12 protein-coding genes, 1 other RNA gene, 1 pseudogene and 2 CRISPR repeat arrays are annotated in these 15,807 nt (G+C 53.8%); of the genes and pseudogenes, 10 read left to right on the forward strand and 4 right to left on the reverse strand.

The window, feature by feature from the left end:
• The first annotated feature begins 12 nt into the window (after positions 1 to 12).
• Positions 13 to 2,388 carry a phosphoenolpyruvate synthase gene (ppsA, locus tag BM373_RS03770; protein ID WP_090459606.1) on the forward strand — a complete coding sequence of 792 codons (2,376 nt, stop codon included), beginning with the start codon at positions 13 to 15 and terminating at the stop codon, positions 2,386 to 2,388.
• Between the two features lie 61 nt (positions 2,389 to 2,449).
• Here the strand turns inward: ppsA and rprA are convergent.
• An RNA gene (gene rprA, locus BM373_RS03775) (antisense sRNA RprA) lies at positions 2,450 to 2,557 on the reverse strand.
• A 182-nt stretch (positions 2,558 to 2,739) separates the two neighbouring features.
• Positions 2,740 to 3,852, reverse strand: a complete 1,113-nt coding sequence (ydiK, locus tag BM373_RS03780; protein ID WP_090459609.1) for an AI-2E family transporter YdiK — start codon at positions 3,850 to 3,852, stop codon at positions 2,740 to 2,742.
• Between the two features lie 207 nt (positions 3,853 to 4,059).
• Between ydiK and BM373_RS03785 the strand changes: the two genes are divergently transcribed.
• From BM373_RS03785 to cas6f, 7 genes and pseudogenes are all read left to right on the forward strand, one after another.
• Positions 4,060 to 7,116 (forward strand): D-2-hydroxyglutarate dehydrogenase YdiJ, encoded by a 3,057-nt coding sequence (locus BM373_RS03785; protein ID WP_090459611.1) that lies wholly within the window; start codon positions 4,060 to 4,062, stop codon positions 7,114 to 7,116.
• Positions 7,113 to 7,523 carry a 1,4-dihydroxy-2-naphthoyl-CoA hydrolase gene (gene menI, locus BM373_RS03790; protein WP_090459613.1) on the forward strand — a complete coding sequence of 137 codons (411 nt, stop codon included), beginning with the start codon at positions 7,113 to 7,115 and terminating at the stop codon, positions 7,521 to 7,523. Before BM373_RS03785 ends, menI begins: the two co-directional genes overlap by 4 nt.
• Before the next feature lie 186 nt (positions 7,524 to 7,709).
• Entirely contained in the window at positions 7,710 to 8,627 is a 918-nt protein-coding gene (gene lpxP, locus BM373_RS03795) for a kdo(2)-lipid IV(A) palmitoleoyltransferase (RefSeq protein WP_090459616.1), read from the forward strand.
• 87 nt (positions 8,628 to 8,714) lie between these two features.
• Positions 8,715 to 9,402: a CRISPR direct-repeat array (repeat unit 28 nt; unit sequence GTTCACTGCCGTACAGGCAGCTTAGAAA).
• 208 nt (positions 9,403 to 9,610) lie between these two features.
• On the forward strand, positions 9,611 to 10,519 hold the full coding sequence (cas1f, locus tag BM373_RS03800; protein ID WP_256214548.1) for a type I-F CRISPR-associated endonuclease Cas1f: 909 nt from the start codon (positions 9,611 to 9,613) through the stop codon (positions 10,517 to 10,519).
• A 10-nt stretch (positions 10,520 to 10,529) separates the two neighbouring features.
• Positions 10,530 to 11,033 carry a hypothetical protein gene (locus BM373_RS03805; RefSeq protein WP_371261085.1) on the forward strand — a complete coding sequence of 168 codons (504 nt, stop codon included), beginning with the start codon at positions 10,530 to 10,532 and terminating at the stop codon, positions 11,031 to 11,033.
• Positions 11,015 to 11,302: pseudogene (locus BM373_RS03810) on the forward strand (type I-F CRISPR-associated protein Cas7f/Csy3); the annotation flags it as partial. The gene BM373_RS03805 and the pseudogene BM373_RS03810, both read left to right, overlap by 19 nt.
• 10 nt (positions 11,303 to 11,312) lie before the next feature.
• Positions 11,313 to 11,867, forward strand: a complete 555-nt coding sequence (gene cas6f, locus BM373_RS03815; protein ID WP_090459623.1) for a type I-F CRISPR-associated endoribonuclease Cas6/Csy4 — start codon at positions 11,313 to 11,315, stop codon at positions 11,865 to 11,867.
• A gap of 38 nt (positions 11,868 to 11,905) precedes the next feature.
• On the opposite strand, the gene BM373_RS03820 is transcribed toward cas6f, so the two are convergent.
• Together BM373_RS03820 and BM373_RS03825 are read right to left on the reverse strand one after the other, a co-directional pair.
• Complete coding sequence (locus BM373_RS03820; RefSeq protein ID WP_090459625.1) at positions 11,906 to 12,376, reverse strand: RES family NAD+ phosphorylase; 471 nt, start codon at positions 12,374 to 12,376, stop codon at positions 11,906 to 11,908.
• Positions 12,373 to 12,816, reverse strand: a complete 444-nt coding sequence (locus BM373_RS03825) for a type II RES/Xre toxin-antitoxin system antitoxin (RefSeq protein WP_090459628.1) — start codon at positions 12,814 to 12,816, stop codon at positions 12,373 to 12,375. Before BM373_RS03825 ends, BM373_RS03820 begins: the two co-directional genes overlap by 4 nt.
• A 249-nt stretch (positions 12,817 to 13,065) precedes the next feature.
• Positions 13,066 to 13,634: direct repeats of the CRISPR family, unit length 28 nt; unit sequence GTTCACTGCCGTACAGGCAGCTTAGAAA.
• A gap of 306 nt (positions 13,635 to 13,940) precedes the next feature.
• Here BM373_RS03825 and sufA point away from each other — a divergent pair.
• The gene (sufA, locus tag BM373_RS03830; RefSeq protein ID WP_090459630.1) at positions 13,941 to 14,309 is read left to right on the forward strand and encodes a Fe-S cluster assembly scaffold SufA; all 369 of its coding nucleotides are present in this window, start codon (positions 13,941 to 13,943) and stop codon (positions 14,307 to 14,309) included.
• 8 nt (positions 14,310 to 14,317) lie between these two features.
• On the forward strand, positions 14,318 to 15,802 hold the full coding sequence (gene sufB / locus BM373_RS03835) for a Fe-S cluster assembly protein SufB (RefSeq protein WP_090459632.1): 1,485 nt from the start codon (positions 14,318 to 14,320) through the stop codon (positions 15,800 to 15,802).
• Positions 15,803 to 15,807: the final 5 nt, after the last annotated feature.

A 15,807-nucleotide genomic window follows, 5' to 3' on the forward strand; every position in this document is an offset into this window, starting at 1 on the left:
AAGGATTGTTCGATGTCCACAAATGGCTCGTCACCGCTGGTGCTTTGGTACAACCAACTCGGCATGAATGATGTAGACAGAGTTGGCGGCAAAAATGCCTCCCTGGGAGAAATGATCACCGGTCTTTCTGACATGGGCGTTTCGGTTCCGAACGGTTTTGCCACGACCGCCGAGGCGTTTAATCTGTTTCTCGATCAAAGCGGCGTCAATCAGCGCATCTATGACCTGTTGGATAAAACGGACATTGATGATGTCAGCGAACTGGCAAAAGCCGGCGCACAGATCCGTTCATGGATCATTGATACGCCATTCCAGCCGGAATTCGAGCAGGCTATTCATGAGGCTTATAATCAGCTTTCTGCGGATGACGCCGACGCCTCCTTTGCGGTGCGCTCGTCGGCGACCGCGGAAGATATGCCGGATGCCTCTTTTGCCGGGCAGCAGGAAACCTTCCTTAACGTGCAGGGCTACGACGCGGTGCTGGTCGCGGTAAAACATGTGTTTGCTTCCTTGTTTAACGATCGCGCGATCTCTTACCGTGTTCACCAGGGTTACGATCACCGCGGCGTGGCGCTCTCCGCGGGCGTTCAGCGCATGGTGCGCTCCGATCTCGCCTCGTCCGGGGTGATGTTTTCTATCGATACCGAGTCGGGCTTCGATCAGGTGGTCTTCATTACCTCCGCCTGGGGACTGGGCGAGATGGTGGTGCAGGGCGCGGTCAACCCGGACGAATTTTACGTCCACAAACCGACGCTCGCTGCGGGTCGCCCGGCGATTGTGCGCCGCACTATGGGCTCGAAAAAGATCCGCATGGTCTACGCGCCGACCCAGGAGCACGGCAAGCAGGTGCGTATTGAAGATGTCCCGCAGGCCGACCGCGATATTTTCTCGTTAAAAGATGAGGAAGTGCAGGAACTGGCGAAACAGGCGGTGCAGATTGAGAAACATTATGGCCGCCCGATGGACATCGAATGGGCGAAAGACGGGCATACCGGCAAACTTTATATCGTCCAGGCCCGCCCGGAAACCGTGCGTTCCCGCGGTCAGGTGATGGAGCGTTACACCTTACACGCGCAGGGAAAAATTGTGGCGGAAGGTCGCGCCATCGGTCATCGCATCGGCGCAGGTCCGGTGAAAGTGATCCACGACATTAGCGAGATGAATCGTATTCAGCCGGGTGATGTGCTGGTCACCGACATGACCGACCCGGACTGGGAACCGATCATGAAAAAAGCCTCAGCGATTGTGACCAATCGCGGCGGGCGCACCTGTCATGCGGCGATTATCGCTCGTGAACTGGGCATCCCGGCAGTGGTCGGCTGTGGCGATGCCACCGAACGGATGAAAGACGATGAAAACGTCACGGTATCCTGTGCGGAAGGCGATACCGGTTACGTGTACGCAGACCTGCTGGAATTTAGCGTGAAAAGCTCCAGCGTGGATACCATGCCGGATCTGCCGCTGAAGATCATGATGAACGTCGGCAACCCCGACCGCGCCTTTGATTTTGCCTGCCTGCCAAATGAAGGCGTGGGGCTGGCGCGTCTGGAGTTCATCATCAACCGCATGATCGGCGTGCACCCGCGTGCGCTGCTGGAGTTTGATGACCAGGAGCCGAAACTGCAAAACGAAATTCGCGAAATCATGAAGGGTTATGAATCGCCGAAAGAGTTTTACGTCGGCCGCCTGGCGGAAGGTATCGCGACGCTTGGCGCGGCGTTCTATCCGAAGCGGGTGATTGTGCGCCTGTCCGATTTTAAATCGAACGAATACGCCAATCTGGTGGGCGGAGAGCGTTACGAACCGGAAGAAGAGAACCCGATGCTCGGCTTCCGTGGCGCGGGGCGCTATGTTTCCGACAGCTTCCGCGACTGCTTTGCGCTGGAGTGCGACGCGGTAAAACGTGTGCGTAACGACATGGGGCTGACTAACGTTGAAATCATGGTCCCGTTTGTGCGCACCGTTGCTCAGGCAGAAGCGGTGGTTGAGGAACTGGCGCGCCAGGGCCTGAAGCGCGGCGAGAACGGCCTTAAAGTGATCATGATGTGTGAAATCCCGTCGAACGCGTTGCTGGCAGAACAGTTCCTGGAGCATTTTGACGGTTTCTCTATCGGCTCAAACGACATGACGCAACTGGCACTGGGTCTGGACCGTGATTCCGGCGTGGTATCGGAACTCTTTGATGAGCGCAACGAGGCGGTGAAAGCACTGCTGTCGATGGCGATCCGCGCCGCGAAGAAACAGGGCAAATATGTCGGCATTTGTGGTCAGGGCCCGTCCGACCATGAAGATTTTGCCGCCTGGCTGATGGAAGAGGGCATCGACAGCCTGTCGCTGAACCCGGACACCGTTGTGCAGACCTGGCTTTCGCTGGCAGAAATAAAATAGCGGTTAACGGGTGACAACAATCCCTGGCTTATTGCCGGGGATTTTTTTGCTCAAAATCAGGATAAAAAAAAGCCCTTCGTGGGAGAAGGGCAAAGACTACACACAGCAATTCGTTGTTTCACTCAGGGGATTTCCATGCTTATAAATCAATGCGTTGATTTATAACCGTGTCCTAATAGTAGGCATGGGCGGTTTTAGCGTCGATCAGATTCGTCTCAATAGTTTAACAAGCGTAACGATTTTGCGACAAGCGAGGCGGGAGGCAGAAGGGGTTGCGTTAGGAATAATCGTAGGGACCTGCATAAATCATTAGTAATGCTTAATAATGAGGCGGGTTTCCCCGCCTGATAGTTATTGCTGATGAGGCTTAAATTCCTCGGTCTCTTCGAGCACCTCTTGCGCATCATTTCCGGGCGGCGGCACCTCTTTTACCCAGGCGTCAAACAGTCGCCAGCTTACAGCCAGCACCACCGGGCCGATAAACAGGCCGATCATACCAAAGGCGATCAACCCGCCAATAACCCCGGATAAGATCAGCACCAGCGGTAGGTCAGCGCCCATGCGGATCAGTACCGGACGGATCACGTTATCCAGCGTGCCCACAACGCAGCTCCAGACCAGCAGAACCGTGCCCCAGGTGGTATCGCCGCTCCAGTAAAGCCAGATGATAGCCGGGATCAGGACCGGCAGCGGCCCAAGCTGAATCAGGCAGGAGAGGATCATCACCACCGTAAACAGCGTGGCATAAGGAACACCAGAGATGGCAAGACCAATCCCGCCGAGAATCGCCTGCACCAGCGCGGTCACCACCACGCCCAGCGCGACGGCGCGGATCGCCTGCGCGGCCAGCAGGACGGCGGCATCGCCACGCTGAGAGGCAAGACGGCTGGCGAAGTGGCGGATGCCCCGCGCAACCTGTTCGCCGCGCCAGTAGAGCAGGGCGCTGAACAGCAGCATCAGCACGCAGTGCATCATAAAGCGGCCAATATGCGCGGCCTGGCCGACAAACCACGTGGTCGTTGCGCCAACGTAAGGGCGTACTTTAGCCATGATGGCGCTGCCGCCCATATCCAGCAGGTTATGCCAGCCGGTGTAGAGCTTTTCGCCGACCAGCGGGACATCATTAAGCCAGGCAAAATCGGGTAACGTCATATCACCTGACGTGATGGCATGAATCACCGGGCCGCTGCCATCAACAAGGCTGTTGACCAGCATCGAAATGGGAATGACGAACAGCAGGATCAGCAGCAGCGTCATCACCAGCACGGCTAAAGAACGCCGCCCAAACAGCAGGCGTTGCAGGCGTAAAAAGAGCGGCCAGGTGGCAATCACAATGGTGCCTGCCCATGCAAAACCCAGCACGAACGGTTGAATGATCCACAAGCAGGCAATAATCATGATTGCTAAAAACAGCACCGACAGCATTAATTGCGGTACATCCCTGGGCTCTCGAAAGTTAACCATTTGATTTATCCATTCTGTTTACACGCCAAGGAGCAGCGTGACATGAAATCTGCCGACAATAATCACCCAAAAAGACGGTGATTTTACCCGCCCGATTCTGCCCGTAATTCTGCCGGGCGCATAAGAAAAAAATGTGATACAACGATAAATGCACTATGCAAACGTTTAAATACTCACAACTCTAACAGTCAGGCAGGGTCAACAGTAATGATCCCACAGATTTCTCAGGCACCCGGCGTCGTTCAGCTGGTGCTGAATTTTTTACAGGCACTGGAGCAACAAGGCTTTACCGGAGATACCGCCACAAGTTACGCCGACCGGCTGACCATGGCGACCGATAACAGTATTTATCAACTCCTTCCCGATGCTGTCGTTTTCCCGCGATCCACGGCCGATGTCACGTTAATTACCCGTATTGCTGCCGAGGAGCGCTTTCAGTCGCTGATCTTCACCCCGCGCGGCGGCGGCACCGGAACGAACGGTCAGGCGCTGAACCAGGGCATCGTCGTCGACCTGTCACGCTATATGAACCGGATCATCGAAATCAATCCCGAAGAAGGATGGGTTCGCGTAGAAGCTGGCGTGATTAAAGATCAGCTTAACCAGTTCCTCAAACCTTTTGGCTTTTTCTTTGCCCCGGAACTCTCCACCAGCAACCGCGCCACTTTAGGCGGGATGATTAATACCGACGCCTCCGGGCAAGGCTCGCTGGTGTATGGCAAAACCTCCGATCACGTTCTGGGCGTGCGCGCCGTGCTGTTGGGGGGCGATATCCTGGACACGCAGCCGGTATCGCTGGAATTAGCTGAAACCCTGGGCAGCGCGCAGACCGCGACCGGACGCATTTATAAAACCGTTTATGAAAGCTGTCGCGATAATCGCCAGTTAATCATTGATAAATTTCCCAAACTTAACCGCTTCCTGACCGGTTACGATTTGCGTCACGTCTTTAACGATGAGATGTCGCAATTCGATTTGACCCGCGTTCTGGCGGGTTCCGAAGGGACGCTGGCCTTTATTACCGAAGCACGGCTCGACATTACGCCGCTGCCGAAAGTGCGCCGCCTGGTTAACGTCAAATATGACTCCTTTAACTCTGCGCTGCGCAATGCGCCCTTTATGGTAGAAGCGCGGGCGCTGTCGGTGGAGACGGTCGATTCCAAAGTGCTGAATCTGGCCCGGGAAGATATTGTGTGGCATTCGGTTCATGAGCTAATTACCGACGTGCCGGATAAAGAGATGCTGGGCCTGAACATCGTTGAATTTGCAGGCGATGACGAAGCGCTGATAGACGCTCAGGTCAGCGCCCTGTGCGCGGGTCTTGATGCCCTGATCGCCACGGAGCAGGGCGGGGTCATTGGCTGGCAGGTGTGCGGTGACCTGGCGGGCATCGAGCGCATTTATGCGATGCGCAAAAAAGCGGTCGGCTTGCTGGGCAACGCAAAAGGCGCAGCCAAGCCGATCCCGTTTGCGGAAGATACCTGCGTGCCGCCGGAGCATCTGGCGGATTACATCGTGGAGTTCCGTGAACTGCTCGACAGCCACGGCCTGAGCTACGGCATGTTTGGCCACGTTGATGCCGGGGTGCTGCATGTGCGTCCGGCGCTGGACATGTGCGATCCACAGCAGGAGATGCTGATGAAAAAGATCTCCGACGATGTGGTGGCGCTGACGGCTAAATATGGTGGACTGCTCTGGGGCGAGCACGGCAAAGGGTTCCGCGCGGAATACAGCCCGGCGTTTTTCGGTGAGCAACTCTATGCCGAACTGCGGAAGGTGAAAGCGGCGTTCGATCCGCAAAACCGGCTCAACCCAGGTAAAATCTGCCCGCCGGCAGGCGTGGATGCGCCGATGATGAAAGTCGATGCGGTTAAACGTGGCACGTATGACCGGCAGATCCCCACCACGGTACGCAGTTCGTGGCGGGGCGCGATGGAGTGTAATGGCAACGGCCTGTGCTTTAACTTCGATGTGAAAAGCCCGATGTGCCCGTCGATGAAAATCACCAGCAACCGCATTCACTCGCCGAAAGGCCGCGCGACGCTGGTGCGCGAGTGGCTGCGTCTGCTGGCCGATCGCGGTGTCGATCCGCTGCAACTGGAAAAAGAGTTGCCGGAAAAAGGGGCCAGTTTGCGGGGGCTGATTGCACGCACGCGCAATAGCTGGCATGCGCGCAAGGGGGAGTACGATTTTTCTCACGAGGTAAAAGAGGCGATGTCCGGCTGTCTCGCCTGTAAAGCCTGTTCCACTCAGTGCCCGATCAAAATCGACGTGCCAGAGTTCCGCTCCCGGTTCCTGCAACTCTATCACACGCGCTATTTGCGCCCGGTGCGCGATCATCTGGTCGCCAGCGTCGAAATGTACGCCCCGCTAATGGCCCGCGCGCCGAAGACGTTTAACTTCTTTATGCGCCAGCCGTGGGTACGGTCGGCTTCCGAAAAACACATCGGGATGGTGGATTTGCCGCTGCTGTCGGTGCCGTCGCTGGCGCAACAGATGGTGGGGCACCGATCGGCGAATTTAACCCTTGAGCAGCTCGAACAGCTAAGCGCTGAGGAAAAAGCGCGCACGGTGCTGGTGGTACAGGATCCGTTTACCAGCTATTACGACGCGCAGGTGGTCGCGGATTTTGTCCGGCTGGTGGAAAAACTCGGTTATCAGCCCGTGGTGCTGCCTTTCTCCCCGAACGGTAAAGCGCAGCATATTAAGGGCTTTTTGACGCGCTTTGCGAAAACAGCGCAGAAAACGTCTGATTTTCTGACGCGAGTGGCGCAACTGGGAATGCCGATGGTGGGCGTGGACCCGGCGCTGGTGCTCTGTTACCGCGATGAATATAAGCAAACCCTGGGCGATAAGCGCGGCGAGTTTAATGTGCAACTGGTGCATGAATGGCTGCCTGCGGTGGTAGCGACGCAGGATGAGCGCGCGGTGAGCGGCGAATCCTGGTATCTGTTCGGTCACTGCACCGAAGTTACGGCGCTGCCCGGTACGCCAAATCAGTGGGCGAGTATTTTTGCCCGTTTCGGCGCGAAACTGGAAAACGTCAGCGTCGGCTGCTGCGGTATGGCGGGAACCTACGGGCACGAAGTTAAAAACCACGCCAACTCGCTGGGGATTTACGAGCTGTCATGGCATCAGGCGATGCAGCGCCTGCCACGCAATCGCTGTCTGGCAACCGGCTACTCCTGCCGCAGCCAGGTGAAGCGCGTTGAAGGCAGTGGTGTACGCCATCCGTTACAGGCCTTACTGGAGATAATCGGATGATCTGGAAACGTGAAGCGACGCTTGAGGCGCTCAATGCCATGGGCGAAGGGAACATGGTGGGATTACTGGATATTCAGTTTGAACGCCTGACTGAGAGCACGATTGAAGCGACCATGCCGGTAGATGGTCGCACGCATCAGCCTTTCGGTCTGCTGCACGGCGGCGCGTCCGTGGTGCTGGCGGAAACCCTCGGTTCCGTCGCGGGATATCTCTGTACCGAAGGCGAGCAAAGCGTGGTGGGCCTGGAGATCAATGCCAACCATATCCGTGGCGTGCGCAGCGGGCGTGTGCGCGGTGTCTGTAAAGCGCTGCACACAGGCGGCCGTCATCAGGTCTGGCAAATTGATATCTTTGATGAGCAGGGGCGGTTGTGCTGCTCATCACGCCTGACTACCGCCGTGGTGTAAACTTTTCGGCCAGCTTTTATTTTCGCGTGCCCATACGGTGACTATTTCACAGTGTGATATAGTGCACACCATTGAACTCCTGCTCTGATAGTTGTCTGAGCAGGAGACGGTAACGCAAAAAGGCCTGATTAACGGATTAGTTGTTTCCTTAAGCGCTACTTCCCCTGGCTTAAAGGTAATAAATTAATGCGTACCCCCCATTTTGAACTCGCTTTTCTTCACCCCCGTAACTGGCTGACATGGTTTGGATTAGGTCTTCTCTGGTTGCTGGTTCAACTTCCCTACCCAATGATTGCCCGCCTGGGAACAGGTTTAGGGACGCTGGCGCGCCCGTTTCTGAAACGTCGTGAAAGCATTGCCCGCCGCAATCTGGAACTCTGTTTCCCGTCGATGTCCGCTCATGTACGTGAAGCATTAATCGAAAATAATTTTCGCTCATTAGGCATGGGACTGCTGGAAACCGGCATGGCCTGGTTCTGGTCCGATAAACGCGTGCGTCGCTGGTTCGACGTCGAGGGCTACCATAACCTTGTCAACGCGCAGAAAGAACACAAAGGCGTGATGGTCGTCGGCGTGCATTTTATGTCGCTGGAGCTGGGTGGTCGGGTGATGGGCCTGTGTCAGCCGATGATGGCCACCTACCGTCCGCACAATAACGCGCTGATGGAGTGGGTGCAGACGCGCGGACGGATGCGTTCTAACAAATCGATGATCGACCGCCGCAATCTGAAAGGCCTGGTAAACGCGCTGAAAAAGGGCGAAGCGGTCTGGTTTGCGCCGGATCAGGATTATGGACGTAAAGGCAGCACCTTTGCGCCGTTCTTCTCGGTCAACGCGGCCACCACTAACGGTACCTACGTGTTATCGCGTCTCTCAGGCGCAACGATGCTGACGGTGACGATGGTGCGTAAACCCGATCGTTCAGGCTATTCATTGCATATCGGCCCGGCGCTGCAAGACTACCCGGTTGAAAATGAATTCGAAGCTGCCAGCTATATGAACAAGGTGATCGAGCGTGAAATCCTCCGCGCGCCCGAACAATACCTGTGGATCCACCGCCGCTTCAAAACCCGCCCTCAAGGCGAAGCCTCGCTTTACCTCTGATGCACAATTACCCGCTTGCTCAGGCAGGCGGGTTATTTGAACCCACTTTATTATTTTGAATCAAACGGATAGAGTTGTTTGGTTCGTGTTCACTGCCGTACAGGCAGCTTAGAAATCGAAACCAGACGTGATAGGCACCTGATTTTTGTTCACTGCCGTACAGGCAGCTTAGAAACTCCTGCCGCGCCCACTCCAGCTTTTTCGGGTGTTCACGGCCGTACAGGCAGCTTAGAAACGGTGCGGCAGGCATCGAGAGAAATGTTATCCGTTCACTGCCGTACAGGCAGCTTAGAAATGAATATCAGCGCCGCATCGGGATAGCCTATGGTTCACTGCCGTACAGGCAGCTGAGAAAGTAGCGGGGGTTGGTATCGGCATATAGTGCGAGTTCACTGCCGTACAGGCAGCTTAGAAAATCATCGGGAGAAATCCAGAAACAAGGGCACCGTTCACTGCCGTACAGGCAGCTTAGAAAGCTACATCACGCCGCCGCAGGACATGCCGAAAGTTCACTGCCGTACAGGCAGCTTAGAAATCAAGGGTAAAGTGCAGATGCCAAACAACCACGTTCACTGCCGTACAGGCAGCTTAGAAAAATCATGGTCCCCTGCGAAACCTTGCGCGCGCGTTCACTGCCGTACAGGCAGCTTAGAAAATGCTCGCAGGGAATGCAGCCTGAAGCTGGATGTTCACTGCCGTACAGGCAGCTTAGAAAGGCTGCGCTTTGTTGAGGACGACAAAATGCGAGTTTACTGCTGTACAGGTAGCTTAGAATTTTACCTCGTTGCGCAACTGGGCAGCAAATGCATTCACTGCCGCACAGGCAGCACTTAATCCTCAAATTGTTCCAGCCCTGTCAATCGTTTATATGTCATTTAATGATAGGATTTGTCTTGCCTGAATAACCTTTCTTAAAGTATGCCTAATGCATCCTTACTCATACATTTTCATTTAACGGAGGTAATGGAATGCCTGCCTTGATAATGCCCTCTGATTTAAAAACTATCCTTCATTCTAAACGCGCCAATATCTACTATCTGCAATATTGCCGGGTGCTGGTTAACGCGGGACGGGTTGAATATGTCAAAGATGAAGGCAAGGAATCACTGTACTGGAATATCCCCATCGCAAATACCACAGTCATTATGCTGGGCACCGGAACTTCAGTGACGCAGGCTGCGATGCGCGAATTTGCCCGAGCGGGCGTATTAGTCGGTTTTTGCGGCGGTGGAGGAACACCGCTATACGCAGGTAATGAAGTCGATATTGATGTTTCATGGCTGACACCACAAAGTGAATATCGCCCAACGGAATATCTGCAAAACTGGGTGTCATTCTGGTTCGATGAAGATAAGCGCCTGGCCGCCGCTAAACATTTCCAGCAACTTCGTATCGCGCAAATCGAACGGCACTGGACATGCAGCAGAATGCAGCGGGAAAAAGGCTTTGAGCTTAATACTTCACATCTGACGGAACGACTCTCCCGCTTTCATGAAGGAATTGAAGGCGCGGCCTCGCAAAATGAACTGATGCTTCAGGAAGCACATCTGACAAAAACGTTATATAAACTTGCCAGTCAGGCTGCGCAATATGGCGATTTTACTCGTGCGAAACGGGGTGGCGGAAGTGATAGTGCGAACCGGTTTCTCGATCATGGTAATTATCTGGCCTATGGACTGGCTGCCGTCGCCACATGGGTAACAGGCGTTCCGCAAGGGCTGGCTGTGTTACACGGTAAAACCCGGCGGGGCGGGCTGGTGTTTGATCTGGCCGATCTGATTAAAGATGCGCTGGTTTTGCCGCAGGCATTTATCGCCGCTACCGATCGTCTGACAAAACAGCCTAAACAGAAGCTGGATGAGCATACGTGCACAAATGGAGCGCCAGCTTGATGCCGCGTTTATGCGTCAGGATGAAAATGCGCTTTGGCAGCATCCCACCGTACAGAAGGCGCTGCGAAAAAATGGCGTAAAGCACCATCTTTTTGTCGTACTGGCCACAAGCGTCGTGGAAGTGGGCAGGGACTGGGATGCCGACTGGGGAATTATCGAACCCAGTTCCATGCGTTCGTTGATTCAGTTTGCCGGACGTATCCAGCGCCATCGCCAGCATCCGCCTTTACAGGCCAACATGCTGATACTGAATAAGAATATTCGCGCATTACGCACGCGTCATCATGATTGCGCGGTCTATTGCCAGCCCGGTTTTGAATCGTCACGCTTTTTACTAAGCAGTCACGATCTGAATACGCTGCTGACACCGGAAGAGTACACATGTATCAACGCATTGCCGCGCATACTCGATCGCCGGGCGTCATTCCAGCCGGGCAAGCCCTTTGACAGCCTTATTACGCTGGAGCATATGCGTCTGTGGGAGGAACTTCTGGGTACCAGGTCAACAACGTAGCGGCACTGCACTCGCAGAAAATCGGCAACGCCCTGCGCACTATTGATACCTGGCATCCGCAGACAGAAGCGCTTGGCGCAATCGCCGTCGAACCTTATGGTTCCGTAACCAGTCGTGGTATCGCCTGCCGTCAGCCCAAAGAGAAAATGGATTTTTATACACTGTTAGATAACTGGGTCATAAAAGGGATGAAGCCGGATGTCGGACAACAGCATTATGTGATGGCGGTACTAATCCGCGGTGGCGTGTTTGGCGAGAAAGGTGAATAAGGAGCCGGGAATGGATCACTACCTTGAAATCCGGGTGATGCCCGATCCTGAGTTCAACGAAGAGATGCTGATGGCCGCATTAATGGCGAAACTTCACCGGGTGCTGGGAGCCAGAGGAAAAGGAGACATTGGCATCTGCTTTCCGAAAATGGCGGTTAAACCTGGCGATACGCTACGTGTGCACGGGACAAGGACGGCACTGGACGAACTGGAGGCGACCTGCTGGCGTAAAGGACTAAGTGACTATTGCCAGTGCAGTGTTATTTCACCCGTGCCACAGGTGAAAGGCTGGCGAACGGTGAGTCGATATCAGCCAAAAGGCAGCCCGCAAAGATTGCTGCGTCGCTCGGTAAAAAAGGGATGGATATCAGAAGATGAGGCACTTAAGCGGCTGGAAACCAGCCAGGAAAAGCGAGTTTCTCTTCCTTACCTGAACATGAAAAGCCTTTCCAGCAAGCAAAATTTTCGTTTGTTTATTCGTCAGGGAGAGATGTTACCGCAGCCTGTTTATGGCGTTTTCACCAGCTACGGATTAAGCGCCACGGCAACCATTCCCTGGTTCTGATGAGCCTCAGACCGTGCCGCCTGGCGCGGTCTGTTTTATCAGCCGATCGTCTTTATCAGCCGATCGTCAAATGAAAAATTGTGCTCTTCAACACTCAGTAGTGCCTTAGCAAATTTAGGGTGTAGCGGGTTAAGAATCGCGTTTTTTTCCATAGGAATGATACAGGAGGGCAGAACCAGCGCGATCCCGCCGCCTGTTTGCAACCAGTTGCTGCCCAGATTCATGGTAGAAACCGGAGCCGGATTTTCTCGCCAGTCGTCAGGTAGCCACTGATTTTCAAGATAATGAATGTCGCGATCGGGGATATCAATGCTGAAAAGACGATACTTATTGAGCATGGCATCGTTTTCTACGTGCACCAGGATCTCCAGCGAGGCAAGGGCAACGGAAGTTGAAACATACACCGCCGGGTTACCCTTATGATTCCAGCGTCCGCCAAATTGATTGGCACCGCTTCCGCTCCAGGCTTCTCCTGCATATTGAGACGTTACCAGACGATAAAACCTCATGAGAATACGCCATGCTCAAGACGTCCAAGGAGATCGAGCACCTCAATGGCCCCGCTTTCGGTAGCAATAAGCGATAACGGTGTGGCGTCCCCCAATCCTCTGACCGGTTTTTTCAACCAGTTCCAGGCATCCTGCTTATTACCAAAATAGTGAACTGTCGCATCAACGACCCTGATAAGCCGGGCGATGCGCTCACTTTCATCAGCAGTAAGGACAGTGCCTGCACTTTTACGCCGGGCGATATTGCGCTCATTAAGCCCTGTCACGCGCAAAATGTCGCTCTTGGACATTTGCGTCCATTCGTGAATTGTATCCAGAACGCTGACCGGCAGGCCTTGGTTCAGCATATGGATAAGCCTGACGCCACGGTTTGACGGTAGCCCCGCATACTGCCATAGCGCATTGACTTGTGACTTTTGATTGGGCGTCCAGGTTTTCATACTCCCCCTCCATTTCTGCCATTTGTCTGTATTGATTATAGACATATGGCGGGGTGGAGGGGAAGGGGAGTTTAGTTTTCTGAGTCTATAAAAACAGCGTATCCCTGGATGGCTCAGGAAACCCTTTTTAAGGCGGATTTGTAAATTATTGATTTATAGATAGTGAATAACTTCTGAAAAAAAGAGGGTTAAACTCAGAAACCGGGCCTAAAACCAAGAATAACAACGGGATGAGGTGGTAGTATTGCTGTTCACTGCCGTACAGGCAGCTTAGAAAATTCAGAGCAGGCCATTGCTGAGGCAATTTCTGTTCACTGCCGTACAGGCAGCTTAGAAAAGACATACAGCCTAACCCCGTCCGGAAATGACGTTCACTGCCGTACAGGCAGCTTAGAAACTGATGTCCGGTCAGCGAAGTCTGCCAGTTGTGTTCACTGCCGTACAGGCAGCTTAGAAACAGAGGAGCGGCCATAGAGTTACGGACACGTCAGTTCACTGCCGTACAGGCAGCTTAGAAAATCAAGGTCGGTACGAAGTCCAGGGTGAACGGGTTCACTGCCGTACAGGCAGCTTAGAAATCATGCTCAGTCAGGCCGAATTCCGTTTTTATGTTCACTGCCGTACAGGCAGCTTAGAAATCTTGAAGTGACATGATGTATTCCCCCAATAAGTTCACTGCCGTGCAGGCAGCTTAGAAAAATGAGTGAAGTGATTTTTGAGGGCAATAAAAGTTCACTGCCGTACAGGCAGCTTAGAAAAATCTAAACCCGCAGGATATCAAATGAGTCACGTTCACTGCCGTACAGGCAGCATCTTGCTCTCTCTTCGCCTTTCCCGTGAATATTACAAAATTGTTATAAATCCTATCTGATAAATAGGCATTGCCTATGCATGTTTCATTTCCTGAACATTTCCGCTAAGCCACGCAAATTAATATATTTATTTTCAGTTACTTAATTCACAGCAACCTTTGCGGTTAAGCCTGTTAACAGGGTCTATGCTTAATAGAACTGAAGAAAAAGGGCGCATCCTGTGAATAACCCTTTGGAATAGAGGTTGAAGTGAGAATAGTTATCACTAACATAGCGTTATGCCCTTCAGGCTCCATTACGTGAGGTAGACCTATGGAATTGCAATCAGGAACCTTTGATCCCAACAACCCCGGCTGGCTTGGTTTGACCATGACGCCAGCGGCGGCGAAGCATATTCGTGAGCTGGCAGAGAAAAAGCCGGGTGTACTCGGCCTGCGTCTCGGTATCAAGCAGACCGGCTGTGCCGGATTTGGTTATGTGCTCGATACGGTGACCGATCCCGCGCCCGACGACATGCTGTTTGAGAACGAAGGGGCGTGTCTGTATGTGCCCTTAAAGGCGATGCCGTTTATCGATGGCACGGAAGTCGATTATGTGCGCGAAGGACTGAATCAGATTTTCAAATTTAATAACCCAAAAGCGCAGAACGAATGTGGCTGCGGTGAAAGCTTTGGGGTATAGGCGGTACTATGTCTCGTAATACTGAAGCGACTGACGATGTCAAAACCTGGTCTGGCCCTCTGAATTATAAAGAAGGGTTTTTTACCCGGTTAAAAACTGATGAGATGGCCCACGGCATTAATGAAGATGTGGTGCGCGCGATCTCGGCAAAACGAAATGAGCCTGAATGGATGCTGGAGTTTCGCCTGAACGCGTTTCGGGCATGGCTGGACATGGAAGAGCCGCACTGGCTGAAAGCCCATTACGACAAGCTGAATTATCAGGATTACAGCTACTACTCCGCGCCATCCTGCGGTAACTGTGACGACACCTGTGCCTCAGAACCGGGTGCGGTGCAGCAAACCGGACCGGCCTCCTATTTAACCGATGAAGTTGAAGCGGCTTTTAATCAGCTTGGCGTACCGGTTCGCGAGGGGCGTGAAGTGGCGATGGATGCCATTTTTGACTCGGTGTCGGTTGCGACCACTTACCGCGACAAACTCGCCGAGCACGGCGTGATTTTCTGCTCGTTTGGTGAGGCGATCCATGAACACCCGGAACTGCTACAGAAATATCTCGGCACCGTGGTCCCCGCCAACGACAACTTCTTTGCCGCGCTGAATGCGGCGGTGGCGTCAGATGGCACCTTTATCTATATCCCGAAAGGGGTGCGCTGCCCGATGGAGCTGTCCACCTATTTCCGTATTAACGCGGAAAAAACCGGGCAGTTTGAGCGCACCATTCTGATCGCCGATGAAGGCAGCTACGTCAGCTATATCGAAGGCTGCTCCGCCCCGGTACGCGACAGCTATCAGCTTCACGCGGCGGTGGTGGAAGTCATCATTCACCGCGATGCGGAAGTGAAATACTCGACGGTGCAAAACTGGTTCCCTGGTGATAACAACACCGGCGGGATCCTGAACTTTGTTACTAAGCGCGCGCTGTGCGAAGGCGAAAACAGCAAGATGTCCTGGACCCAGTCGGAAACCGGTTCGGCGATCACCTGGAAATACCCAAGCTGCATTCTGCGTGGTGATAACTCCATCGGCGAGTTTTACTCCGTGGCGCTGACCAGCGGGCACCAGCAGGCGGATACCGGCACCAAAATGATCCACATCGGCAAGAACACCAAATCCACGATCATTGCCAAAGGGATCTCCGCCGGGAAAAGCCAGAACAGCTATCGCGGGCTGGTAAAAATCATGCCGACTGCCACCAACGCGCGTAACTTCACCCAGTGCGACTCGATGCTGATCGGCCCGGACTGCGGGGCGCATACGTTCCCCTACGTCGAATGCCGCAACAACAGCGCGCAACTGGAGCATGAAGCCACCACCTCGCGCATCGGTGAAGATCAGTTGTTCTACTGTCTGCAACGTGGCATCAGCGAAGAAGATGCTATTTCGATGATTGTTAACGGCTTCTGTAAGGACGTGTTCTCTGAACTGCCGCTGGAGTTTGCCGTGGAAGCCCAAAAACTGTTGGCGATAAGCCTTGAACACAGCGTCGGTTAAGGATT

The organism is Enterobacter sp. kpr-6 (assembly GCF_900116015.1).
Lineage (GTDB): Bacteria > Pseudomonadota > Gammaproteobacteria > Enterobacterales > Enterobacteriaceae > Enterobacter_D.

Coding starts and splice junctions, on each gene's coding strand:
- ppsA (WP_090459606.1), top strand. CDS start 13: ATGTCCACAAATGGCTCGTCACCGCTGGTGCTTTGGTACAACCAACTC.
- ydiK (WP_090459609.1), bottom strand. CDS start 3,852: ATGGTTAACTTTCGAGAGCCCAGGGATGTACCGCAATTAATGCTGTCG.
- BM373_RS03785 (WP_090459611.1), top strand. CDS start 4,060: ATGATCCCACAGATTTCTCAGGCACCCGGCGTCGTTCAGCTGGTGCTG.
- menI (WP_090459613.1), top strand. CDS start 7,113: ATGATCTGGAAACGTGAAGCGACGCTTGAGGCGCTCAATGCCATGGGC.
- lpxP (WP_090459616.1), top strand. CDS start 7,710: ATGCGTACCCCCCATTTTGAACTCGCTTTTCTTCACCCCCGTAACTGG.
- cas1f (WP_256214548.1), top strand. CDS start 9,611: ATGCCCTCTGATTTAAAAACTATCCTTCATTCTAAACGCGCCAATATC.
- BM373_RS03805 (WP_371261085.1), top strand. CDS start 10,530: ATGCGTCAGGATGAAAATGCGCTTTGGCAGCATCCCACCGTACAGAAG.
- cas6f (WP_090459623.1), top strand. CDS start 11,313: ATGGATCACTACCTTGAAATCCGGGTGATGCCCGATCCTGAGTTCAAC.
- BM373_RS03820 (WP_090459625.1), bottom strand. CDS start 12,376: ATGAGGTTTTATCGTCTGGTAACGTCTCAATATGCAGGAGAAGCCTGG.
- BM373_RS03825 (WP_090459628.1), bottom strand. CDS start 12,816: ATGAAAACCTGGACGCCCAATCAAAAGTCACAAGTCAATGCGCTATGG.
- sufA (WP_090459630.1), top strand. CDS start 13,941: ATGGAATTGCAATCAGGAACCTTTGATCCCAACAACCCCGGCTGGCTT.
- sufB (WP_090459632.1), top strand. CDS start 14,318: ATGTCTCGTAATACTGAAGCGACTGACGATGTCAAAACCTGGTCTGGC.